Genomic DNA, 21,612 nt, shown 5'->3' with positions numbered 1-21,612 from the left:
CGTAACTCAAGGTAGAACGCTATGACACTTCCGCTTCGAAAATACCGCGTCAAAGACGTCCGCGAGGGCTTGCGTCAGATCAAACGTGAATTGGGCGAGGACGCCGTCATCGTGAGCACCTCGCGGCTGCCCCACGCCGAAGACGGGCGCAACCTCGAGATCGCGGTGGCCCCCAGCGACTCCAGCAGCGAGTTCGCCCACCCGCCGATGCCCCACGCCCAGACACAGGCACAGGCCCCGGTCACTCAGGCGCCCATCGAGGAGGACCCGTCGAAGGCGGCCCTGGTCGCGCTGGTCGAGGACCTCGCCAAGCAGATTCGCTCGCTGAGCTCGGAGGTGCGCCACCTTCGCATTCGCGAGGAGATGCGCGCCGAGCAGCCCGCGCCCACCCCGGCGCCGGCCCCCGCGCCGCGTCCCGAGAAGCCCGAGCTGCCGTACCACGCGCTCGAGTCGATTCGCCTGGGCATCAAGCGCATATACCAGCCCCAGCACACCGACAATTTCGGCCAGACCATCGCCGCGATCTACGAGGCGCTGAGCTACCGCGGCGTGCTCGAGGGGCATATCGAGGAGCTCATCGCCTGGGCGTTCAACGCCGACGTCGAGTGGGAACTCAGCCCCGGCGTGCTCCACGACGTCATCGAGCAGCAGATGATCGACCGCCTCGAGACGACCCCGCCGCTGTGGGAGACGAAGAGCGACAAGCCCGAAGTGGCCGTCTTCGTCGGCCCCACGGGCGTGGGCAAGACGACCACCATCGCCAAGGTCGCCGCCCACGCCAAGCTGGTGGGCAACAAGCGCGTGGGCATCATCTGCGCCGACACGTTTCGGATTGGCGGGCTGTACCAGCTCGAGACCTACGCCGACCTGGTGGGCGTGCCCATCTTCGCGGTCTCCGCCCCCGCCGAGCTGCGCCTGGCGCTCACCCGCCTGAGCGATTTCGACCTCATCTTGGTCGACACGATGGGCCGAAGCCCCTGGGCCCCCGCCCCCTCGCAGGGGCTGGCCTACGAAGATTTTGCCCGAGCATGCCGCGACGACTTCGCGCTGCGCTTCGAGATCTGCATGAGCGCCACGCGCACCACCGCCGACATGGTCGAGACGGTGCGCTCGTACGCCCGCCTGCAACCCGCCTCGCTGGTGTTCACCAAGCTCGACGAATCGCGCCGTCTCGGCTCGATCCTGTCGACGAGCTTCGCCACCGAGTTGCCCGTGTCGCACGTGTGTTACGGCCCGCGGGTCCCCGAAGACATCGCCAGCCCGGACAGCCAGGAGTTGGTCGATTGGATCATGCTCGGTGAGCGACCTGGCTCGGAGTCGGCAGGCGAGAAGTTGGAAGTACAAGGACGTTGAGGGACTGAACGATGTATAGAGCCAAACGAGGCATTCGCAGCTACCAGAAGTCGAGCTCGTCGAACGAGGAGCTCGAGAAAGCGCGCCAGCACCGCGCGCTCGTCGAGGAGTACGGTAGCCTGGTGCGCAAGGTCGCCCAGCGGATCTTACGCCGGCTGCCGCCGTATATCCGCGGCCTGGAGCTCGAAGACCTGGTCAGCGTCGGCGTCATGGGCCTGCTCGACGCCCACGAGCGCTTCGACCCGTCCGAGGGCAAGCCCTTTGGCACCTTCGCCGAGTTCCGCATCAAGGGCGCCATCCTCGACTCCCTGCGCAAGCACGACTTCTTCCCACGCCGGCTGCGCCAGAAGGCCAACAAGCTGCAAAAGGCCGAAAAGAAGCTCGAGTCCAACCTGGGCCGCGCCCCCGAACCCGCCGAACTCGCCGCCGAGATGGAGATGGACCTCCAGGAGCTCCAAGAGCTCCGCGGCAAGGTCGCCCCCTACTCGTTCGTCGACGAAGCCGACGTCTCGTTCTCGCTCACGGCCCCGACCCCCGACCCGTTCCGCCTGGTCAACTACAAGGAGACCCGCGAGCAACTCGTCGACTGTTTGAAGGGGTTGAGTGAGCGCAAGCAGTTGGTGTTGGACCTGTATTTCAACAAGGAGCTCACCTTGGCCGAGATCGGCGATATCCTCGATTTGACGCCGGGGCGGGTGAGTCAGTTGAAGTCGGCGGCGATTAAGGAGTTGCGGGGGGTGATGGCTGGGTAACGGCTTTTTTTCCTCCTCCTCGGTCCTCCTCCACTTCACTTTGCTTCGCGGAGGAGGAGTCCCCTCCTCGGTCCTCCCCTACGCTCCGCTTTGCTTCGCGCAGGGGAGGAAGATGTTGCCAGTACGCACCTGGTACAGAGATCGGTAGAGCAACATCGCACCCTGTACAGAGATCGATTAAACGACATCTTCCTCTCCGCCCGTAACGAAGTGAAGGGAAGGAGAGGACCGAGGAGAGGCCCCCTCTCCACCCGTAGCGAAGCGAAGGGAAAGAGAGGGATCGAGGGAGAGGCCCCCCTCCCCCAATCTCTGCTACCCCCCCAAAACACCTCCACAACGCCGTCATGGCCGCCGCGGCCGTCGTCGAGGACGTCGTCGAGCCGACCGCATAACCTCCGCACGTGGCGCGCGCGGACAGCAAAGCCCCCGGCGAGCCGCCGGGGGCTTTTTCCGTGGATGCCCGCGAGCTCGCCGCCCCCTCGCCGAGGCACTTCCGAGCATCTCGCGCCCTCGCGTCCCCCTCCGGCAGGCATTTTCGACCCTGCGAGCATCCTCGAAAGAGCCTCCGGCAGGCATTTTCGACCCTGCGAGCATCCTCGAAAGAGCCTCCCGCAGGCTCGCCGGGGTCTTTCTTGCCTGTCGAGCCGCACAGCCAAAGGGGTTGGAGATGCGTCGGGGGTAGGTAAAAAGGCTTCCTCCTCCTCGGTCCTCCTCCACTTCGCTTCGCTTCGCGGAGGAGGAGTCCCCTCCTCGGTCCTCCCCTACGCTACGCTTTGCTTCGCGCAGGGGAGGAAGATGTTGCCAGTACGCACCTTGTACAGAGATCGGTAGAGCAACATCGCACCCTGTACAGAGATCGATTAAACGACATCTTCCTCTCCGCCCGTAACGAAGCGGAGGGAAGGAGAGGACCGAGGAGAGGCCCCCCTCTCCACCCGTAGCGAAGCGAAGGGAAGGAGAGGGATCGAGGGAGAGGCCCCCCTCCCTGCCCTTCAATCATAATTGCTACAATAGCAGGCGCGGGCCTTCTGCAGGACGTACGTTTCGCAACGGCCCCGCGCGGATTGACCGAGGTCGGCGCCTGGGTGTAGGTCTGCGCTGCTCAGAAACCAACCGATGACAACCCAACCGTGGAGGACAGCATGGCCGACGAACTCATCTTTTATACCAATCCGCAGTCGCGGGGCCGGATCGTGCGGTGGATGCTCGAGGAGGTTGGGGCGCCGTATGAGACCGTGGTGCTGGAGTATGGCGACGAGATGAAGTCGGCGGAGTATTTGGCCGTCAACCCGATGGGCAAGGTGCCGGCGATTCGGCATGGGGATGAGGTGGTCACCGAGTGTGCGGCGATCTGTGCGTATCTGGCCGATGCATTTCCGCAGGCGGGGCTGGCGCCCGAGCCGGCCCAGCGGGCGGCGTATTATCGTTGGCTCTTCTTTGCGGCCGGGCCCTTCGAGTCGGCGATCACCAACCAATCGTTGGAGATTAGCGTGGCTCCGGAGCAGGAGCGGATGGTCGGCTACGGCAACCTCGCCGCCGTCCTCGATACGCTGGCCGACGCCGTGTCGCAGCGTCCGTATATTGCCGGCGACAGGTTCAGCGCGGCGGATGTGTACGTGGGGCTGCAGATCGGGTTTGGGCTGGAGTTTGGCACGTTGGAAAAGCGGGCGGAGTTCGTCGACTATTGGGGCAGGATCAAGGACCGGCCGGCGAAAAAGCGTGCGGATGAGTTGGATAACGCGTTGGTGGCCGGCGGCGGCGAGGGATGAGTCGTTCGCGCTTCTCGGACGGGCGTGGGCCTTCTGCAGGGCCTACACCTCGCCTCGATGGCGTTGGAGGACTTTTTTCCGAAGAAGTATGGGTGAGGTGCGGGGTGGCTTCCGGTGGGCGGAATGGGGCTCCGAACTGTAAGGTCCGCCGCTGAAGTGGGGGACTCAATCGCAAGATTGACCGCATTGCTGTGGGAACGGCCGTGAACGTTCACGTGTCACCATCCAACACAAATGGCGGAGGCGAACAACCGGGTCGGGGCGCGCGGCGTCCTCGCCCGCCCTGGGGCGTCCCCGCCCCAGCTTGCGTGTCTTCCTGCAAGGCACACGCCTTGCCCAAACACGTGCGGGGCCCGAGACGGACCCCGGCGGCCGGGGACGACCGCGCCCCGACCGTCAACGCAGCGCATCAACAAAGGTGTGCGGGATGGTGAGACGTTCACGTGCACGTGCAGGTTCACGGGTCGGGCCCCCATCCCCCGAACCAATTGCCCACCCACCCGGCATAATTTTCCCGCCACTTTTTTTCGGCCCCGAAATCCCCGCCCTACACCCCTCTCGGGCCGATTGTGGCTTGGCACGCCAATTGCTCTACCAAAAAATGATTAAAGCTTTCGACCGAACGTGACGATGAGCGACGGAATCTACACAGCCTTGTCGGGCGCTATCGCCCGCAACCGCCAGCTCGAGGTGGTCAGCCATAACCTCGCCAATGCGGACACCGACGGATATCGCGCCAAGCGCGTGTCGTTCTCGGAGGTGTTGGCGGGTGAGGACGTGGCCGACCGCCAGGTAGCCATGGAGGGCAGCCGGCTCGATTTGAGCCAGGGGGCTTTGCAGGAGACGGGTAATCCGCTCGACGTCGCCGTCACCGGGAGAGGCTTTTTGCAGGTGCAGGCCGGGGCAGGCGGCGAGCAGGCTTCGCTGACCCGCAACGGCAACCTGCGCGTCGACGCCGACAGGCGGTTGGTCACCCAGTCCGGACACCCCGTGCTCAATATCGACGGACTCCCCATTTACGTGCCCGGTGACGCCGCCAACATCCAGATCGCGCCCGATGGGCTGATCTTCGATGAGATCGGAGTGCTCGACGAGATTCGACTGGTCGACGTGCAAGACCCTCAGGCTCTTCAGGCCTCGGGTGATGGTTTGTATACCACCGCCCAACAGAACCTGATGCCCGCCCAGGGGGCTTCGCTCGAGCAGGGCTTTGTGGAGAACGCCAACGTCAACCCGGTCGAGTCGATGACCGAGATGATCGCGCTGCACCGGCACTTCGACACGATGCACCAGCTCATGAAGACCTATCGCACGATGGACCAGCAGGCGATCAACAAAGTGGGCAAGTCGAGCGGCTGAACAGGTTCAGCCGAAGAGGACGGCCAAATTGGAGGATGTAGACGATGTATAAGGCACTTCGCACAGCAGCCAGCGGCATGCAGGCACAGCAGCGTAAGATCGATGTCACCGCCAACAACATCGCCAACGCCAACACCACAGGCTTCAAGTCCTCGCGCGCCGAGTTCCAGGAGCTCCTGTACGAGAAGACGCGCAACGCCGGCGACCCCAACGCCGGCGGCGCGCCCACCAACCTCGAGGTCGGCAGCGGTGTGCGCACCGCGGCCACTCAGAAGAGCTTCTCGCAGGGCAACCTGGAGGCGACCGACAACCCGCTCGACATCGCCGTGGAGGGCAACGGGTTCTTCAAGGTCGTCCAGCAAAACGGCCAGCCGGCGTACACCCGCGTGGGCTCGTTTCGCGTGGACGCCAACGGCCAGATCGTCAACGCCGACGGGCTGCAGCTCGAACCCAATATCAACGTGCCCGAGGAGGCGACCTCGATCACCATCGGCCGCGACGGCCGCGTCAGCGTGGTCATGGCCGACGACCCGGCCGAAGTCGAGATCGGCCAGCTCGAGCTGGCCAACTTCGCCAACCCCGCCGGGCTCGACAGCCTCGGGCGAGGCCTGTTCGCCGAGACCGTCGCCTCCGGCCCCGAGCGCATGGGGCTTCCGGGCGAGGGAAGCACCGGCGCGCTCAGCCAGGGGTACCTGGAGACCTCCAACGTCGAGGTGACCGAGGAGATGATCTCGATGATCGTCAGCCAACGCTCCTACGAGCTCAACTCGAAGGTGATTCGCACCGCCGACGAGATGCTCCAGTCGACCACGAATATCCGCTAAGCAACGAGCCGATGACCTACGTCAACCCGACATCTTCCTCTCCGGCCGTAGGCCAGGAGAGGACCGAGGAGAGGACTCCCTCTCCGCCCGAAGGGATGGAGAGGGACCGAGGGAGAGGCCTTCTTTACCTCCTCCCGCTCGTCTTACTCGCGCTGACCGCCTGGACTCCCCGTGCCCAGGCCGACTCGCAGCCGCTCAAACAGCAGCTCGAAGACGCCGTCCAGGCCGCGCTTCCGTGGAAGGGCGCCACCGTCGAGGTCGGCAAGATTCGCGTCGTGGGCAAGATGCCCGCCGGCGACTATCGCCTCGAGCTCGACGAGCGGCGCTTGCGTCGCCGCGTCCGCGCTCGACTCGTCTCTTCGGAGAGCGCTCGTGGGGCGTGGGTCCAGGCGCCGGTGACCATCGAGGTCCCCGTGCTGGTGGCCGACGCCGACATCGACGCCGACGCCGCGGTCGGCTCCATGGTGCGCGTGGAGCCCAAAACACTCGACGGGCTCCCCCACGGCTTCGTCACCGACACGGGCGAGCTCGACCACAAGATCGCGCGCCGGCGCATCAAGGCCGGCCAGGTGATCACTGCCAGCCTGCTCGAAGAGCCGGTGGCCGTGGAGCGCAACCAGATCGTGACGATTCTGGTGCGTCGCGGCGCGGTCAAGATCACCGACCGCGGCGTCGCCCTGCAGAGCGGCAAGCGCGGCGACACCGTGCGCGTGCGCAGCGCCTCTTCCAACGCCGTCGTCAACGCCATTGCCCGCTCCAACGCCCTCGTCGAGGTCCCCTGATGCTCACCAAGAACCAAGAACCAAGAACCAAGAACCGCCACAACGTGGCCAAGTCGCTGCTGCAAACCGTAGCTGTTCGATCCCTCTTGGCCGGTGCGTTGCTCGCAGCAGGCTGCGCCAACGAGCCGAGTCATATCGACGGGTACAAGCCCAAGTCGCGTGACTACCAGATGCCCGTGCAGCCCGAGCAGGCCCAAGGCGGGCGCACCGACGGGTCGCTGTGGAGCGCGAACGAGCTGTCGAATTACCTGTACGCCGACCAGCGCGCGCTGCGTGTGGGCGACGTGCTCACCGTCGAGGTCGAGGAGTACGCCGACGCTCGCCGCGACGCGAATACCCGCATCGACCGCAAGACCGAGATCAACGCCAATATCGCCTCGTTTCTGGGGGCGATGGCCAAGCTGCAGAAGCTCGACGCCGACATCGACCCCGAAGAGCTCATCGCCGCCGGCTCCGAGATCGACTACGAGAGCCGCGGCGAGACGGGACGCAGCGAGCAGTTGACCGCGACGGTGCAGGTGATCGTCAAGAAGACGCTGCCCAACGGCAACCTGTTCGTCGAGGGACACCGCGTCATCCTGGTCAACGACGAGGAACATCACTTCTACGTGAGCGGTGTGGCCCGGCCGCACGATATCGACGAGCAGAACGAGATCAGCTCGACGAAGTTGGCCGACGCCGAGATCGAGTTTACCGGCCGCGGCGTGCTCTCGGAGCAGCAAAAGCCGGGTGTGTTTACGCGGTTCTTTGGGTGGATTTGGCCGTTTTAGATGACGAGGGCAAGATGCCCCCGCACCGATGGACGTCATGAAGCAATTGACTCACATAATCGCCTTCCTCCTCGCGTTGCTGGTCATGCTGCCGGCCGACGCCGAAGCCGTGCGCATCAAGGATATCGCGTATGTGCAGGGCGTGCGTGAGAACCAGCTTCTGGGCTACGGCCTGGTCGTCGGCCTCGACGGCACCGGCGACGTGGGTCGCTCGGCGCTGACGGTGCAGTCGACCGCCTCGATGCTCAGCCGCATGGGCATCAAGGTCGACAAGAAAAAGCTGCAGACCAAAAACGTCGCCGCGGTCATGGTGACCGCCCAGCTGCCGCCGTTTGCGCAGTCGGGCCAGAAGCTCGACGTGACTGTCTCGAGCATGGGCAACGCGCGCAGCCTCAAGGGCGGCACGCTGCTGATGTCGCCGCTTCGCGGGCCCGACGGCAAGATCTACGCGATGGCCCAGGGCTCGGTGTCGGTGGGGGGCTACTCGGCGAGCGGCGTCGGGGGCAACTCGGTGACCAAGAACCACGTGACCGCCGGGCGCATCCCCGACGGCGCGCTCGTCGAGCGCAGCGTGGCGCTGGACCTGTCGCAGAAGACCGAGATCCGGCTGATCTTGCACCAGGCCGACTTCACCACCGCCGTAGGCATCGCGCGCACCGTCAGCGAGCTGTTCGCCGAGGACGAGCCCGCGCAGGATGCGAATGCCCAGCCCGATCCCAACGCTCAGCAGGACCCGAACGCTCAGCCCGCCGAAGAGAGCGACAAGCCCGAGCCGTTCCAGGGCATCGCAAGCGCGACCGACGCGTCGACGGTGCGGGTAAAAGTTCCGGACAATTTTTCCGACCACGTCCCGCAGTTCATCGCCATCCTCGAGCGCATCGACGTGCAGCGAAGCACGGTCGCCAAGGTGATCATCAACGAGCGCACCGGCACGGTGGTCTTGGGCGGCGACGTCACCCTGGGTCCGGTGGCCATCGCCCACGGCAACCTGAACGTGGCCATCTCGACCGACTACCGCGCCTCCCAGCCCAACGCGCTGGGCGCGGGGCAGACGACGGTGACGCCCGACTCGGACGTGTCGGCCAACGAGCAGGACCGCGCGCTTCGGGTGGTCGCGCCGGAGGCGACCATCGGCGATGTGGTGGCCGGACTCAACGCTTTGGGCGCCACGCCTCGCGACCTGGTCGCGATCTTGCAGGCAATCAAGTCGGCCGGAGCCCTCAACGCCAAACTGGTTATCCAGTAAGGACGATTCATGAGCACGATGAACCTGAGCGCCATCCAACAACTGCAGCTTACCCAGCGCGCCCAGCTGAGCGGCGAGGCCGGCGCTGTGGGCAAAAGTGGCGAGCGACCAAACACCGAGCGATCGGAGAAGATGCGCGAGGCCGCCAAAGAGTTCGAGGCAATTTTTGCCCGCCAACTCTTCAAGCAGATGAACCAATCGTCGGCGATGGGCGCCGACAAACAATTGGCCGGAGAGTTCTATCAGGATATGCTCTCCGAGCGCGTCGCCGACATGGCCGCCGACCGAGGAGAGCTTGGAATCGCTCGGCTTTTGGAGCGAGCCTGGGGCCTTTCGGACGAAACGGAAAAAAAGGGAAATAATTTTTAAAGCTCATACTTACGCGTGTCGATGTACTCCACGCAGAGTGTCGAGACCCCGATAGCCGTGAGAGAAGACCATGAAAATCATCAATCTGAATAACACGCCCTCCACGCGCGTGAACAAAGCCGGCGGCTCTGAGAAAGCCGCAGAGGTGCAAAGCGAGACTGGCGAGCAAAATGCCGCCAACGCACGCGACTCGGTGGACGTGAGTGCTTCTCGTCATCTCAACGAGTTGACCGACATTGCCATGCAATCGCCGGTCGACGACGTCGCCTTCGAAGAGCTCAAGGCCGCGATCCGCTCGGGTGAGTACAAGCCCGACTTGCAGGGCCTGGCCGATCGGATGCTCGGTGACGGTGCTGCCATCGAAATCTTGGGCGACAGTTGAGCGCGCGCTGAGACTACGGCTGCCGACTCGATCCTCTGCAAGACGAACGAGCCGCCGTGGACTTGTGGCCTCATTGTGAGCCCGCCGGCCCACGGATCTCCCGATCAGATTCGGCAGAACCTTTGGAGCACCGCCCGATGAATACCTCGACGGATACCATGCAGATTTTCGATACCAAGCACGTTGAAGCCCTCGAAGCGGTTCTCGCTCGCGCCGAGGCACGTCTGGTGGAGCTGACCGAATGTCTGCAAAAAGAGCGTGAGTACGTCACCGTCTTCGACGTGGGCAGCCTGTTGAGCACGCTCGATCGCAAGCGCGGCCTGCTGGAAGGCTTCGAGCGCGACGGCGCCGAGCGCCGCACCGCGCTGAGCCGGCTGTGGAACGACGCCGGCCGCGACCAGGCGAGCCTGCCCGAGTCGATGCCCGACGCGCTGCGCGGGCTCGCCGCTCAGGCCGACCCGGAGCTGAGCAGCAAGCTAGGCGACAAAGCCGATCGTTTCGAAGCCCTGGTCGACGTGGTCACCGAGCTGAACTCTGTGAACCAGTCGCTGGTGAGCCGCTCTCTGAGCTGGATCGAAGCGTATATCGGCGAGATCAGCGGCGCCGCTGCGTCGACCACCTACAACGCCAACGGGCGCATGAAACGACGCTCGCTGAGCGCGATCAGGAGTAAAATCTGATGAGTTCGGTCGGAAATCTACTCTCGCTGGGCCGCACCGCTCTGCTCAGCCACCAGAGTCGGATGGAGACCGTCCAGAATAATATTGCCAATGCATCTACGCCCGGATACCGACGTCAACGCGTCGAGCTGACCACCCTGGGCGGCGCCTACGCCAACCCCGAGCTTCGCGGGGTGCAAGTCGGCGCACAAGAGTCTGTCCGCGCCCCCTTCATCGACCGCCAGCTCGCCCATCATCGCGGCGAATTCGGCTACCAGGCCGCCCGCATCGAGGCCGAATCGATCGTCGAGGCCGCCCTCAACCCCGGCAACGGCCAGGACCTCGCCTCGCAAGTCGACAGCTTCTTCTCGAGCCTTCGCAACTTGTCGTCGAACCCCTCGGGCGCCATCGAGCGCCAGGACTTTATCGAGTCGGCCCAGGAGATGACCCGGCGCTTCTCGCGTACGCGAAAGGCGATGGCCGACCAGCAGGACCAGATCTTTACGGGGATGCAGGCGCGCGTCGACTCGCTCAACGGCGACCTCGAGCAGATCGCCCAGCTCGACGGACGCATCAAGCAAGCCGTGCAGGCCGGCCAGCACGCCGGCGAACTCATCGACAAGCGCGATCGGCTCATCGCCGGCGTCTCCGAGCAGATCTCGGTCGACGTCGTCCCCCGCGAGGCGGGCACCATCCAGCTCATCGACAAGAGCGGCGCGGCGCTGGTCGAAGCCGGCAAGGCGCGCACGCTGCAGGTCGAGCGCACCGCGGCCGGCGAGCTGCAGCTCCTGCTCGACGGGGGCGCGGCCGCCCCGCGCAAACTCGACACGCCCGGCGGCGGCCTGGGCGGCCTGCTCGACTCGCACAACGAGCTACTCGCCGGCCAGATCGCCGACCTCGACCAGCTCGCCTACGACTTCGCCAACGAGTTCAACGCCGTACACGGGGCCGGCGTAGGCACCGACGGCGTGGGCGGGCGCGACTTCTTCGTGCCCCTCGGCTCGCCCGACGGCGCCGCGCGCAACCTGCAGGTCAGCTCGCTGGTCACCACGAACCCCGACGCATTGGCCACCGCCGCCGACCCGGCGGGCGTGCCCGGCGGCAACGGCAATATCGAGCAGATGCTGACGCTCCAAGACGCCGCGCTCAGCTCCGGCAACACCCTGCGCCAGGGCAGCCGCGGCGTGGCGATCGCAGTAGGCAAATCCGTCGCGTCCGCCTCCAACATGGCCGAAGCCGCCTCGGCGAGCCTCGCCCAGCTCGAAAGCCTGGAAGCGTCGGTCTCGGGCGTCTCCCTCGAAGAGGAGATGGTCGCGATGACGCAGGCCCAGAGGGCCTTCGAGGCGTCGATGAAGTTGATTCAGGTGGGTGATGAGATGTTTGATACGATCCTGTCGATCAAGAGGTAGCGTTAGCGCGTTCGCCTCGATTCACTAAACAAGTGATAGCCCCCTGCGAAGCGAAGCGTAGCTGGGGGATCGGAGGGCGGAGCCAAAAATTTGATAGCCCCCCACGAAGCGAAGCGTAGCTGGGGGATCTGTAGGAAATAGCACCATGCGTGTCACCGAACATAACAAGTACTTGTCGTTGGTCGACCGGCTGCGCACCAATCAGTCGCGGCTTCAAGAGACGATCGAGCAGATTTCGAGCGGCAAGCAGGTCAATCGACCCAGCGACGATCCGGTCGCCGCGGCGATGTTGTCGCGCATCGAGGCCGCCGATGCTCGCCAGAAGGCGTATCTGGAGGTCAACGCCCGGGTGCGCGAGGAGATGCAGGCCGCCGACGCCGCGCTGGGCAACGCCGACGACATCATGGTGCGCGTCAAAGAGTTGACCGTGCAGATGGCCAGCGGGCTCAAGTCGCAGGCCGTGCTCGACGGCGGGGCCGACGAGATCGCCGAGATGCGCGAGGCGCTCGTGCAGACGATCAACACCAAGCATCAGGGGCGGTATCTGTTCGGCGGCATCGCCGACGGCCAGCCGCCGTACGACGCCGGCGGCTACGTGGGGAGCACGCGGCTTCGCGAGGTCGAGGTCGCGCCGACGACCAAGATCGAGCAGCTCTCGGGCGCCGAGGCGTTCGCCGGGAACATCGACATCCCCTTCGTGCTCGACCAACTCGAGCAGGCGCTGCGCGCCGGCGACCAGGACGCCGCCCGCGCGCTGATCACCGACATCGACGGCTCCATCGAGCAGCTCAACCACTCTCGCCAGATCGCCGGCAGCCGCCTCGACGCGCTCGACCACGCCGCCGCCTTCTCCGAGGCGATCTCCTTCCAGAGTGAGGTCGACGCCTCGCGCCTCGAGTCGACCGACGTCGCCGAGGCCGCCTCACGCCTCGAGTCGATCACCTCCGCGCTGCAAGCCACCGCCGAGGTGGCCGGACGGCTCAAGTCGTCCGACCTGCTTATGAAACTCTAAAAATCCTCTCGTTTTAGGTGCGGGGCATCCCTGAGGTTGTCGCAAAAGCCTTTGGAGGCAGCGCATCTTGCGCTGGTTGCAAGGCCGCACGTTTCTGTAACCAGCGCTGGAAGCGCTGCCTCCAAACGGCGCCGAGCTTCTGCGACAGCCTCATCCCTGCCCTCGCGAAAAATTTTCTAAAACTCGCTGTGCTCCGTGTCGATGCACGTAGAGCTAACTCAGGTGGGGGGTTGGCGTCACAACAATCGGCCATTCACCGAATGACAACGGAGGTACCCACGTGTCGAGCAGTACCACCCTCAACGACCTATTTCCCGGAAATAGCGGGCGCATGATCATGGTGCGCGTGATCTTGCGGAAGCAAATGCCCGAACTCTCCGAGATGGACCGCGACAAGCCGCTGTCCCCCGATCTTGTCGCCACGCTCAAACAGGCCATCGAAGAGGTCGAGGCGGGCTGAGCCCGTCGTGATTTCGAGTTCGAGCATTTTCTTCAAACACTTCGTGTAGGAGTAACGATGTCACGCGTTCTATCCACCCCCAAGCAAGCCCCCCACGGCCGCACTTTGGTGGCCGGCGAGCCCACCCTCTTTCACTGCAATCACTACAACTACTGGCTGCAGAAGACCCTGCTCCTCCCCACCGATCTGAAGATGGGAGAGGTCATCCGCGACGCGGCGGCCTCGGTGGCGCACGCCTGGGTTAGCAACGCTCGCGAGGAGTTGGGCTTCGAAGACGCCGCCGGCGCGCTGCAATTCGCCGCCGATGCGTTCGCCCAACACGGCTTCGGCACGATCGACTTCTCGGAAGCGGACGCCGACGGCGGTACGGTGCGCACCCCGACGTCCCACTACGGCCAATGCTTCCGAAGCATCGTCGACGGCGACTTCGCCGAGCCGCAGACCTACTTCGACCAGGGCTACGCCGCCGGCGCCGTCGCCGCAGCCTACGGGCTCGACGCCGGGGCCTTCGCCGCGCGCTGCGAGCAGTGCATGGCGCTGGGCGCCGAGGAAGGCGTCATCGCGCTGGTGCGCCGTGACGAGCCTGCCGACAGCTTCAACTCGCCGGGCGAAGGCAAGGGCTCGGGCCAAGAGCCGCCGCCCCAAAGCGAGCACACCAACGTCGACGAAGCCGCCGTACTCGAGGCGCTCGCCGGCCTCGACTTCAGCGGCAACGAAGAGGGATTGATCCCGCGCTTCGGCGTGATGCTCACCCACCACTTCGCCAACTTCTACGACCGGATCTCGTTCGAGTTCGTCCGACGCATGGGCGACACCGGCCTGCTCGAGTACGGCGAGCAGCTCCTGGTCGACGCAGGCTACCGCTGCGCGTTCAACACCTTCGGCGGCATCATGACCAGCGCCGAGTGGGATGCGGTCGTACGCCCGCAGTGCGAGACCCGAGAGGATTGGGTCCACGGCATGGTCGCCGTGGTCAACGCGCTGGGCTGGGGTGTGTGGCGCGTGCACGAGCTCAGCGAGGACAAGCTGGTCGTGCGCATCTGGGACGACTACGAGAGCCGCGGCTGGCTGGGCATGTACGGCGAGGCCGACCGCCCCATCTGCTACCTGGCACAGGGCGGCGCCGCCGGCATCATGAACTTGGTCTACACCGGCGGCATCGCCGACGGCCCCACGCTCGACGAGGACTACTTCAAGGAGATCTTCGAGTCCGAAGATCGCTACGTCGCCGAGCAGACCAAGTGCATGGCGCAGGGCGATGATTTCAGCGAAATCGTCGTCACCAAAGAGGGCTGAGCGTCGCGATGCCCTACGAGCGCCGACCCAACCCGCGCTGCTTGCGCGGCCTGCAGTTCATCTACCACGTCGAGCCGGCCCCCGAGGTCGCTCGGTTGGTCGACGGGCTGCAGGCCGCCTTCGACGACCAACTCGTCGTGTGCGAAGAGCCGTGGCCCGGGCGCACCGTGGTGCGTCTGATCGCGCGGTTCGTCGCCGAGTTTCGCCTCGGCGAGCGCCACGGCGAGGTGCTGGTCAACCACCGGGTCAACACCACTGAAGAGCAGCGTCGCTGCACCGAGGAGAAGCTCGAGTCGGTGCTCGACCGGCTGTGACCTACGAGAGCTAAAAGCACTCGCACCGGAACATCGATCATGACCATCAACCTCGACTGCAACGCATCCACGCCCCTCGACCCGCGCGTCCGCGAAACCCTCCTCCAACACCTCGGCGCCGCCTTCGGCAACCCCTCCAGCGTCGGTCACAGCTACGGCATGCGGGCGCGCCACAGCGTGGAGCTCGCCCGCGAGCAAGTCGCCCACGTGGTCGCTGCCGAGCCGACCGACGTCATCTTCACGAGCGGGGCGACCGAGAGTAATAACCTGGCTCTCGGTGGTCTGGCCGAGTTCGGCCGCCAGTCGAACAAACGCCACATTTTGACGACCGCCATCGAGCACAAGTCGGTGCTCGGCCCCTTGAGCGCGCTGCACGGCGACGACTTCGACGTCGAGCTGCTGCCGGTGGGCCCCAACGGCCGCCTCGACCCGCAGATGGTGATGCGTCACCTGCGCGACGAGACGTTGGTGGTGTCGGTCATGGGCGCCAACAACGAAACGGGCGTGCGCCAACCGGTCGCCGAGCTCGCCGAGCTCCTGGCCGACCGCGACTGCTTCTTCCACGTCGACGCAGCCCAATCCTTCGGCAAGGACCTCGAGGCGCTGCGCCACCCCGGCATCGACCTCATCAGCGCCACGGCCCACAAGATCTACGGCCCCCAGGGCGTCGGCGCCCTCATCGCCCGCGGCCTCGCCGACAAGCGCGTCCCCCTCACCCCGGTGCTACACGGCGGCGGCCAAGAGGGCGGCCTGCGCCCGGGCACCCAACCAACGGCCCTCATCGCCGCATTCGGCAAAGCCGCCGCCCTCGCCGTCGAAGAAGCCGACGCCCGCAACGCCGTCTGCGCCCAATTCCGCCTGCGCCTGCTCGACGTCCTCAGCCTCAGCGGGCTGCGCCCCCGCATCAACGGCGACTTGCGCCACGTCCAACCCCACGTCCTCAACGTCACCATCCCCCACCTCGACGCCGACCTGGCCGTCGCCCTGCTCACCTCGCAGGTCGCCGTGTCGACCGGCGCGGCCTGCACCCACAACACCAGCGGCCCGAGCCACGTCCTCGAGGCGATGGGCCGCGCCCCGGCGGATCTGGCGAGCACGCTCAGGTTCTCGTGGTGTCGGGAGACGCCGGAGCCGAATTGGGATTGGTTGGTGTCGACGTTGCGGGAGGCGGTGTGTGAGCCGGTGGAGGTGGAGGTGCGGCGTGGGAGGGAGTTTTTGCGGAAGGTGGGGTGAGTTGTTTTCCTCCTCCTCGGTCCTCCTCCACTTCGCTTCGCTGCGCGGAGGAGGAGTCCCCTCCTCGGTCCTCCCCTACGCTCCGCTTTGCTTCGCGCAGGGGAGGAAGATGTTGCCAGTACGCACCTGGTACAGAGTTCGATGAAGCAACGTCTTCCTCTCCGCCCGTAACGAAGTGAAGGGAAGGAGAGGACCGAGGAGAGGCCCCCCTCTCCACCCGTAGCGAAGCGAAGGGAAGGAGAGGGATCGAGGGAGAGGCACAACCCCCCTCTCCACCCGTAGCGAAGCGAAGGGAAGGAGAGGGATCGAGGGAGAGGCCCAAACCCCCTCTCCACCCGTAGCGAAGCGAAGGGAAGGAGAGGGATCGAGGGAGAGGCCCCCACTACTTAACCGAACAAATCCTCCAAATCTCATCCAACACTTCACGCGTACTCGACAGCACCTCCTCATTCGTAAAACCCCCAGGTGTCAGGATAGTTGTCGCCTCTTCGATTGTTAGTTTCATGGAACGAAGGGGCAACAAGGAGATCCGAGATGAGTCCATATCCTAAAGAGCTAAAAGAGCGTCTTGTTCGACGGATGCTCGACGAAAAGATCAGCCCGGAGAGCCTGGCCGAGCTGAGCGGCGTGGGCAAGACGACGCTTTGGCGGTGGAGAAAGGCGGCGCTCGATGGTGCCTTGCGTGCTGAGGCAAAGCCAGAGTCGGCACCCGAGAGACGCTCTTCGGCCGAAAAGCTGCGTCTTGTGATGGCCGCCGAGGCGCTCGAGGGCAAGGAGTTTGGCGCTTTCCTGCGCGAGGAAGGAGTGCATACAAGCGACCTTCGACGCTGGAGAGCGCAGATGTACGAGGGGCTTGATGGACGCACCAGGGCCAAGAAGGAGGCCACCCAGAAGCTGCGCCAGGCCCAACGGGACAAGCGCGAACTCGAAAGCGAGCTTCGCCGAAAGGAGGCCGCGCTGGCCGAGACGGCCGCCTTGTTGGTGCTCTCAAAAAAGGCGCGCCGGTTGTGGGGGGACGAGGACGCTCCCATGATCGGCAAGAGCGACAAGTCATCCTCGACATGATCGCAGAGGCGGTCTCCCACGGCGCGCGTCAGGCCCAGGCCTGTCGGACCCTGGGCATCAGCGAGCGCACCATACAGCGGTGGCGAAAAGACCCGCAGGCCGAGGACGCTCGCCAGGGACCCCACAGTCGGTGTGCGCACGCGCTCACCGACGAGGAGCGAGCACAGGTGGTCGCCATCGCCACAGGTCGTGAATTCTGTGATGTGAGCCCCCGGCAGATCGTATGCAGCCTGGCCGACCGGGGCGAGTATGTCGCCAGCGAGTCGACATTTTACCGCGTGTTGCGCGAAGAGAAGATGATGACCCACCGCCAGCCAAGCCGGCCGCCGAAGCCCAGGCCGAAGCCCGAATTAGTGGCCGCCAGCCCCGGCCAGGTCTGGGTGTGGGATATCACATACTTGCCCACCCAGGTACGCGGCCGGTTTGTCTACCTTTACTGGATCATGGACTTGTTCAGCCGCAAGATCGTCGGCTTTAGCGTCGAAGACCAAGAATCGATGGAGCTGTCGAGCCGCCTCATTGAAAAGACGATCCTCGCCGAACAGGTCGAGGCGAGCGGACTTTGCATCCACGCCGACAACGGGGCTGCGATGAAGGGCTCGACGCTTCTGGCGACGCTGGAGCGCCTGGAGGTGGCCGCTTCGTTTAGCCGCCCGGGCGTCTCCAACGACAACCCTCACTGCGAATCGAGCTTTCGCACGCTCAAATACCGGCCTGGCTACCCCAAAAAGCCGCTCGACGGCGTGCATGAATGGTCTGAGTGGGTCGAGGCGTTTGTCCGCTGGTACAACACCGAGCACTATCACAGCGGGATCGGCTGGGTGACCCCCGAGCAGCGCCACGCGGGCGAAGACGTCGAGCTGCTACAAAGACGCCAAAAGCTCTATGAACAGGCGCGCCAAAAGAATCCCGCACGCTGGAGTCGAAGGCCGCGAGGATGGACGCGCCCCGAAGAGGTGCGGCTTGCGCCGCTCAATTTACAAGAGACGTAGATAATTCAGACGCGACAACTATCTTGACACATACCGAAACGCACCACCTCGACCCCATACTCACGCTCGAGAAACTCATCGCGCGTCTCGTCCTTGGCCTGCTGGCCCTCCTCGTCATGCACGTCGCCGTCGACCTCGACGACGAGCTTCTTTGCTGCGCAGTAGAAGTCGACGATGTACGGCGCCATCACGTTCTGGCGGCGAAATTTGTGGCCGCCGAGTTGCTTGTTGCGTAGACGATTCCACAGCAAGCGCTCGGCGTCGGTGGGGTTGGAGCGCATGGTGCGCGCGCGCTTCAAGAGCTCTTTTTTGTGGGCTTTGTTGATCTGCATATCTATCTCCGTAAGCGGAAGGTGTCGTTTGACTGCTTCATTACGGTTTTCGGCAGATCAGGGTGTTTTGTTGCGTGGAGGGTGGTGAGATCGGGGTGTGGTGGGTGTGTGGGGGCGATTTTTTTTGTTGTGCTCTGTTTTCCTCCTCCTCGGTCCTCCTCCACTTCGCTTCGCTTGCGGAGGAGGAGTCCCCTCCTCGGTCCTCCCCTACGCTACGCTTTGCTTCGCGCAGGGGAGGAAGATGTTGCTGCAGCGTACCCTGTACAGAGATCGATTGAACGACATCTTCCTCTCCGCCCGTAGCGAAGCGAAGGGAAGGAGAGGACCGAGGAGAGGCCCCCCTCTCCGCCCGTAGCGAAGCGAAGGGAAGGAGAGGGGTCGAGGGAGAGGCCCAAACCCCCTCTCCACCCGTAGCGAAGCGAAGGGAAGGAGAGAGATCGAGGGAGAGGCCCCCTCACCCCCCAAACACCACCGCAGTCAACGTCTGGTTGATATGCCCCAACCAGCTCTCACCGTACGTATGAAAACCCGCCACCGGCGCCGGGAACGACTCGCGGAACGCCTCGTGGGCGTCGTCGGCGTCGAGCTCGAGGCGGCGCAGGATGCAGTTGAACGCCAGGATGCCCGCCGGCTCGCCGTCGAGGCGGTCGCAGGCTTGGGCGACGTGGGTTTGGGTCTCGCCGACCAGGTCGGTCGAGCGCATCACTGAGACTTGCATGCCCTCTTTGATGCTGCAGTAGAACTTGATGCCGCCGCCGTCGACCGCTTGTTGCGGGCTGCGGATCCAGGGCTCGTCGCCGAGCATCAGGCCTACCGGCGAGGACATGAAGACCGAGCTGTCGATGGCGTCGGGGGCGACGCCCACGGCTTCGGCGTAGGCTTCGACGGCCGGCTTGCCGTCGAACTCCCAGACGATGCGCTGGTCTTCGTCGGCTTTGGTGATCGTCAGCGAGGCGTCGGTGGGCTCGAAGCTGCAGCTTTTGACCACCTCGAAGGGCGCGCTCATGTGCGCCAGCAGGATGACGGCGGCCGAGGCGCTGCTCTTGCCGTTGCAGAAGACCTCGGTCTTCTCGAAGGCCAGGTTGTCGCCGGCCGAGCCGCCCACGAAGTTCAGCGTGGGGGCGACGTTGCCGAGGGCGCGGTTGACCGCCTCTTCCTTGCCGGAGAGGCCGTCGATGAGCACGAAGCCGATATACTCGTCGGCCGAGGCCTCACGCAGCGATACGCCCAGCTCGTCGGCGACCGCGTCGGCGGCCTGCTCGACGTCGGCGGCGACGTCGTCGCCGAACTCGATGAGCGCGGCCGAGGCGTCTGCGACTGCGTCGGCGCTCAAGGCGAATAGCGAGACGCCGTCGGTGCTGCTGGCCGTGCCGGTAAACTCGCCGGCGGTCGTGCAGCCGATGACCTGCGCGTCGGGTAGCGCTTCGACCAACTGCTCGCCGACCGCGGCGATGTCGTGGTCGGGGGCGCAAAAGAAGGCGGCGACGGCGATGTCGGCGTCTGCAAAGCCGCTGGTGAGTTCACGAGCCGCTTCGGCGGCGTCGCCGGCGGAGGTGTGCGAGGTAAAGATGGACTGTGACATAATGACTCCTTCGGGGCTCGAGGATGCGGGATTCAAGACAGGTAACCCATTTCGCGTGCTTCTGATTGGACCTCGGCCACCTTGTCCGCGTCTGCGTCGAGTGCGCTCGTGTCCTCCTGCAAGTTGACGCCAGTGCGCAAAAAGATGCGCACCGCCACCGACTTGAAGGCGATCGGGTTGCCGATCTCCGCTTCCAGGGCCGCTTTCACAGCGCTCAAGTTCTCCATGGATGCCTCCTCGTACTGCTAAAAAAGATGCCGGGAGGTTTGCGTGCGTCTCAAACCTCCCGGCATCGCGACAGATCTGCCGATTACATCGACACCTGTTGCTCGGTTTTTTAGAAAAAACGTAATGGAGCGCGACTTGGTGCATCAACGCTCCGCCCTCTCATTAACGCTTCAGGTTCATCGCCTCCTGGAGCATCTCGTCGCCGGTGGTCACCGTGCGGGCGTTGGCCTGATAGCCACGCTGCGAGGCGATCATTTTGACGAACTCGTGGGCGAGGTCGACGTTCGAGCCTTCGAGCGCCCCGGCGGCCACGCCACCTCGGCCGCCGCTGCCGGGCGTGCCGATCATCGGCTCGCCGCTCATCTGGCTCTCATCCCACAGGTTGTTGCCCAAGCGGTTCAGGCCTTCGGGGGCCTGGAAGTCGACCAGGGCCACCTGGCCGAGCGTCTGGCGCTCGCCGTTCGAGAAGATGCCCGTGATCGTGCCGTCCTGGGCGATCTCGAGGTCGCGAAGTTCTCCGGAGGTAAAACCGTCCTGGTCGAGCTCGCGCAAGGTCGAGTCGCCGGCGAATTGGGTGGTGCCGGTGAAGTCGATGGTCACGTCTTGGGGCTGGGTGGCGTTGATCGGGTTGAAGCTGACGTTGACCGGCATCGCCGTGGTCAGGTTGCCGTCGGTGTCGAAGTCGAGCGTGCCCGTGCCGATCTCGGTGGGCGTGCCCGCGGTACCACCGGTGACGTCGCCGCCGTCGACCATGGCGTGGTACTCCCAGCTATTGGGGCCGGTCTTGCGGTAGTAGACCTCGGTCTCGATGGCGTTGCCCAGCGAGTCGTACATCGTCACGCTGGTCGAGTAGTTGCTCGTCTCCGACGGGTTGGCCGGGTCCCACGGGTCGGTGAGCACCTCTTCGTCGGCGTCGAGGTTGACCCCGACCTCCATCTCGGTGGTCGCCTGCGGCGGGGCGGTGATGCCGCCGACCTGCAGGTCGCCCACCGACGCCTGGTTGATCTCGCCGTTGGAGTCGACCCCGTAGCCCTGCAGCTTCAGCCCGCCGGTCGTCACCATCAGCCCGTCCTTGTTGACCATGAATTGGCCGGCGCGGGTGTAGAACTCGCCTTCGCGCCCGTCGACGGTGCCCTGCACGGCGAAGAAGCCGCGGCCGGTGATCGCCATGTCGGTCGACACGCCGGTCATCTCGAGGGTTCCCTGCTCGAAGTGCTGTTGCTGGCCGCCGACCCCCACGCCGTCGCCCACGCCCATGGTGGTCGCGGCGAGCACGTCGTTAAAGTTTGTGCGGCTGCGCTTGTAGCCCACGGTGTTCACGTTGGCGATGTTGTCGCCGATGGTGGACATGGAGCGACCGTTCGCGCGAAGGCCGCTGACGCCGATATTCATTGACTTGAGAATGCTCATATTTGCACCGGGGA

Annotated in this window: 23 protein-coding genes; 19 read left to right on the top strand and 4 right to left on the bottom strand. The window is 64.8% G+C overall.

The genetic code is table 11. The features are described 5' to 3' along the window. Positions 1-21 precede the first annotated feature (21 nt). From flhF to FIV42_RS11480, 19 genes are all read left to right on the top strand, one after another. The gene (gene flhF / locus FIV42_RS11570) at positions 22-1,353 is read left to right on the top strand and encodes a flagellar biosynthesis protein FlhF (protein ID WP_141197840.1); all 1,332 of its coding nucleotides are present in this window, start codon (positions 22-24) and stop codon (positions 1,351-1,353) included. A gap of 11 nt (positions 1,354-1,364) precedes the next feature. Beyond that, positions 1,365-2,105 (top strand): sigma-70 family RNA polymerase sigma factor, encoded by a 741-nt coding sequence (locus FIV42_RS11565; protein WP_141197839.1) that lies wholly within the window; start codon positions 1,365-1,367, stop codon positions 2,103-2,105. A 1,142-nt stretch (positions 2,106-3,247) separates the two neighbouring features. After that, positions 3,248-3,874: a glutathione S-transferase family protein gene (locus FIV42_RS11560; protein WP_141197838.1), complete on the top strand. Its 627-nt coding sequence runs from the start codon at positions 3,248-3,250 to the stop codon at positions 3,872-3,874. Positions 3,875-4,504: 630 nt separating this feature from the next. After that, a complete protein-coding gene (gene flgF, locus FIV42_RS11555; RefSeq protein WP_141197837.1) occupies positions 4,505-5,233 on the top strand; it encodes a flagellar basal-body rod protein FlgF in 729 nt (242 codons plus the stop codon). Positions 5,234-5,277: 44 nt separating this feature from the next. Further along, a complete protein-coding gene (gene flgG / locus FIV42_RS11550) occupies positions 5,278-6,057 on the top strand; it encodes a flagellar basal-body rod protein FlgG (RefSeq protein ID WP_141197836.1) in 780 nt (259 codons plus the stop codon). Positions 6,058-6,152: 95 nt separating this feature from the next. Further along, positions 6,153-6,839, top strand: coding sequence for a flagellar basal body P-ring formation chaperone FlgA (flgA, locus tag FIV42_RS11545; protein ID WP_168210573.1), 687 nt, complete (start codon positions 6,153-6,155; stop codon positions 6,837-6,839). Beyond that, positions 6,839-7,609 (top strand): flagellar basal body L-ring protein FlgH, encoded by a 771-nt coding sequence (locus FIV42_RS11540; protein ID WP_141197834.1) that lies wholly within the window; start codon positions 6,839-6,841, stop codon positions 7,607-7,609. Before flgA ends, FIV42_RS11540 begins: the two co-directional genes overlap by 1 nt. Before the next feature lie 37 nt (positions 7,610-7,646). Next, positions 7,647-8,855, top strand: coding sequence for a flagellar basal body P-ring protein FlgI (locus FIV42_RS11535; protein ID WP_168210572.1), 1,209 nt, complete (start codon positions 7,647-7,649; stop codon positions 8,853-8,855). 9 nt (positions 8,856-8,864) lie between these two features. Continuing rightward, positions 8,865-9,224 (top strand): flagellar biosynthesis protein FlgI, encoded by a 360-nt coding sequence (locus FIV42_RS11530; protein WP_141197832.1) that lies wholly within the window; start codon positions 8,865-8,867, stop codon positions 9,222-9,224. 70 nt (positions 9,225-9,294) lie between these two features. After that, positions 9,295-9,606 (top strand): flagellar biosynthesis anti-sigma factor FlgM, encoded by a 312-nt coding sequence (gene flgM / locus FIV42_RS11525; RefSeq protein WP_141197831.1) that lies wholly within the window; start codon positions 9,295-9,297, stop codon positions 9,604-9,606. A gap of 137 nt (positions 9,607-9,743) precedes the next feature. Beyond that, positions 9,744-10,286, top strand: a complete 543-nt coding sequence (gene flgN / locus FIV42_RS11520) for a flagellar export chaperone FlgN (protein ID WP_141197830.1) — start codon at positions 9,744-9,746, stop codon at positions 10,284-10,286. Then, complete coding sequence (flgK, locus tag FIV42_RS11515) at positions 10,286-11,674, top strand: flagellar hook-associated protein FlgK (RefSeq protein WP_141197829.1); 1,389 nt, start codon at positions 10,286-10,288, stop codon at positions 11,672-11,674. The genes flgN and flgK overlap by 1 nt, the downstream gene beginning before the upstream one ends. A gap of 145 nt (positions 11,675-11,819) precedes the next feature. Next, entirely contained in the window at positions 11,820-12,686 is an 867-nt protein-coding gene (locus FIV42_RS11510; RefSeq protein WP_141197828.1) for a flagellin N-terminal helical domain-containing protein, read from the top strand. 280 nt (positions 12,687-12,966) lie between these two features. After that, positions 12,967-13,146: a hypothetical protein gene (locus tag FIV42_RS11505; RefSeq protein ID WP_141197827.1), complete on the top strand. Its 180-nt coding sequence runs from the start codon at positions 12,967-12,969 to the stop codon at positions 13,144-13,146. Between the two features lie 57 nt (positions 13,147-13,203). Continuing rightward, positions 13,204-14,442, top strand: a complete 1,239-nt coding sequence (locus FIV42_RS11500) for a 4-vinyl reductase (protein WP_141197826.1) — start codon at positions 13,204-13,206, stop codon at positions 14,440-14,442. Positions 14,443-14,450: 8 nt separating this feature from the next. Next, positions 14,451-14,756, top strand: a complete 306-nt coding sequence (locus tag FIV42_RS11495) for a hypothetical protein (protein ID WP_141197825.1) — start codon at positions 14,451-14,453, stop codon at positions 14,754-14,756. Positions 14,757-14,795: 39 nt separating this feature from the next. After that, a complete protein-coding gene (locus FIV42_RS11490; RefSeq protein WP_141197824.1) occupies positions 14,796-15,989 on the top strand; it encodes a cysteine desulfurase family protein in 1,194 nt (397 codons plus the stop codon). 534 nt (positions 15,990-16,523) lie between these two features. Continuing rightward, positions 16,524-17,054, top strand: coding sequence for a transposase (locus FIV42_RS11485; protein ID WP_141196618.1), 531 nt, complete (start codon positions 16,524-16,526; stop codon positions 17,052-17,054). Further along, on the top strand, positions 17,051-18,046 hold the full coding sequence (locus FIV42_RS11480; RefSeq protein ID WP_141196617.1) for an IS3 family transposase: 996 nt from the start codon (positions 17,051-17,053) through the stop codon (positions 18,044-18,046). Before FIV42_RS11485 ends, FIV42_RS11480 begins: the two co-directional genes overlap by 4 nt. Before the next feature lie 5 nt (positions 18,047-18,051). Here the strand turns inward: FIV42_RS11480 and FIV42_RS11475 are convergent, their stop codons facing one another. The 4 genes from FIV42_RS11475 to FIV42_RS11465 all read right to left on the bottom strand — a co-directional run bounded on the left by FIV42_RS11475 (position 18,052) and on the right by FIV42_RS11465 (position 21,598). Then, on the bottom strand, positions 18,052-18,378 hold the full coding sequence (locus tag FIV42_RS11475; protein ID WP_141197823.1) for an endonuclease domain-containing protein: 327 nt from the start codon (positions 18,376-18,378) through the stop codon (positions 18,052-18,054). 454 nt (positions 18,379-18,832) lie between these two features. Next, on the bottom strand, positions 18,833-19,960 hold the full coding sequence (locus FIV42_RS11470) for an FIST signal transduction protein (RefSeq protein WP_168210571.1): 1,128 nt from the start codon (positions 19,958-19,960) through the stop codon (positions 18,833-18,835). Between the two features lie 32 nt (positions 19,961-19,992). Continuing rightward, on the bottom strand, positions 19,993-20,187 hold the full coding sequence (locus tag FIV42_RS30115) for a hypothetical protein (protein ID WP_168210570.1): 195 nt from the start codon (positions 20,185-20,187) through the stop codon (positions 19,993-19,995). 163 nt (positions 20,188-20,350) lie between these two features. Next, complete coding sequence (locus FIV42_RS11465; RefSeq protein WP_141197821.1) at positions 20,351-21,598, bottom strand: flagellar hook protein FlgE; 1,248 nt, start codon at positions 21,596-21,598, stop codon at positions 20,351-20,353. Between the last annotated feature and the right edge of the window lie 14 nt (positions 21,599-21,612).

It is taken from the genome of Persicimonas caeni, assembly GCF_006517175.1.
In the GTDB taxonomy this organism is placed as follows: Bacteria; Myxococcota_A; Bradymonadia; order Bradymonadales; family Bradymonadaceae; genus Persicimonas; species Persicimonas caeni.
This window is presented reverse-complemented; position numbering and strand designations above follow the sequence as displayed.

What these genes read in the sequence shown, in the direction of transcription:
- flhF (WP_141197840.1), top strand. Translation starts at nt 22, where the DNA reads ATGACACTTCCGCTTCGAAAATACCGCGTCAAAGACGTCCGCGAGGGC.
- FIV42_RS11565 (WP_141197839.1), top strand. Translation starts at nt 1,365, where the DNA reads ATGTATAGAGCCAAACGAGGCATTCGCAGCTACCAGAAGTCGAGCTCG.
- FIV42_RS11560 (WP_141197838.1), top strand. Translation starts at nt 3,248, where the DNA reads ATGGCCGACGAACTCATCTTTTATACCAATCCGCAGTCGCGGGGCCGG.
- flgF (WP_141197837.1), top strand. Translation starts at nt 4,505, where the DNA reads ATGAGCGACGGAATCTACACAGCCTTGTCGGGCGCTATCGCCCGCAAC.
- flgG (WP_141197836.1), top strand. Translation starts at nt 5,278, where the DNA reads ATGTATAAGGCACTTCGCACAGCAGCCAGCGGCATGCAGGCACAGCAG.
- flgA (WP_168210573.1), top strand. Translation starts at nt 6,153, where the DNA reads ATGGAGAGGGACCGAGGGAGAGGCCTTCTTTACCTCCTCCCGCTCGTC.
- FIV42_RS11540 (WP_141197834.1), top strand. Translation starts at nt 6,839, where the DNA reads ATGCTCACCAAGAACCAAGAACCAAGAACCAAGAACCGCCACAACGTG.
- FIV42_RS11535 (WP_168210572.1), top strand. Translation starts at nt 7,647, where the DNA reads ATGAAGCAATTGACTCACATAATCGCCTTCCTCCTCGCGTTGCTGGTC.
- FIV42_RS11530 (WP_141197832.1), top strand. Translation starts at nt 8,865, where the DNA reads ATGAGCACGATGAACCTGAGCGCCATCCAACAACTGCAGCTTACCCAG.
- flgM (WP_141197831.1), top strand. Translation starts at nt 9,295, where the DNA reads ATGAAAATCATCAATCTGAATAACACGCCCTCCACGCGCGTGAACAAA.
- flgN (WP_141197830.1), top strand. Translation starts at nt 9,744, where the DNA reads ATGAATACCTCGACGGATACCATGCAGATTTTCGATACCAAGCACGTT.
- flgK (WP_141197829.1), top strand. Translation starts at nt 10,286, where the DNA reads ATGAGTTCGGTCGGAAATCTACTCTCGCTGGGCCGCACCGCTCTGCTC.
- FIV42_RS11510 (WP_141197828.1), top strand. Translation starts at nt 11,820, where the DNA reads ATGCGTGTCACCGAACATAACAAGTACTTGTCGTTGGTCGACCGGCTG.
- FIV42_RS11500 (WP_141197826.1), top strand. Translation starts at nt 13,204, where the DNA reads ATGTCACGCGTTCTATCCACCCCCAAGCAAGCCCCCCACGGCCGCACT.
- FIV42_RS11495 (WP_141197825.1), top strand. Translation starts at nt 14,451, where the DNA reads ATGCCCTACGAGCGCCGACCCAACCCGCGCTGCTTGCGCGGCCTGCAG.
- FIV42_RS11490 (WP_141197824.1), top strand. Translation starts at nt 14,796, where the DNA reads ATGACCATCAACCTCGACTGCAACGCATCCACGCCCCTCGACCCGCGC.
- FIV42_RS11485 (WP_141196618.1), top strand. Translation starts at nt 16,524, where the DNA reads ATGAGTCCATATCCTAAAGAGCTAAAAGAGCGTCTTGTTCGACGGATG.
- FIV42_RS11480 (WP_141196617.1), top strand. Translation starts at nt 17,051, where the DNA reads ATGATCGCAGAGGCGGTCTCCCACGGCGCGCGTCAGGCCCAGGCCTGT.
- FIV42_RS11475 (WP_141197823.1), bottom strand. Translation starts at nt 18,378, where the DNA reads ATGCAGATCAACAAAGCCCACAAAAAAGAGCTCTTGAAGCGCGCGCGC.
- FIV42_RS11470 (WP_168210571.1), bottom strand. Translation starts at nt 19,960, where the DNA reads ATGTCACAGTCCATCTTTACCTCGCACACCTCCGCCGGCGACGCCGCC.
- FIV42_RS30115 (WP_168210570.1), bottom strand. Translation starts at nt 20,187, where the DNA reads ATGGAGAACTTGAGCGCTGTGAAAGCGGCCCTGGAAGCGGAGATCGGC.
- FIV42_RS11465 (WP_141197821.1), bottom strand. Translation starts at nt 21,598, where the DNA reads ATGAGCATTCTCAAGTCAATGAATATCGGCGTCAGCGGCCTTCGCGCG.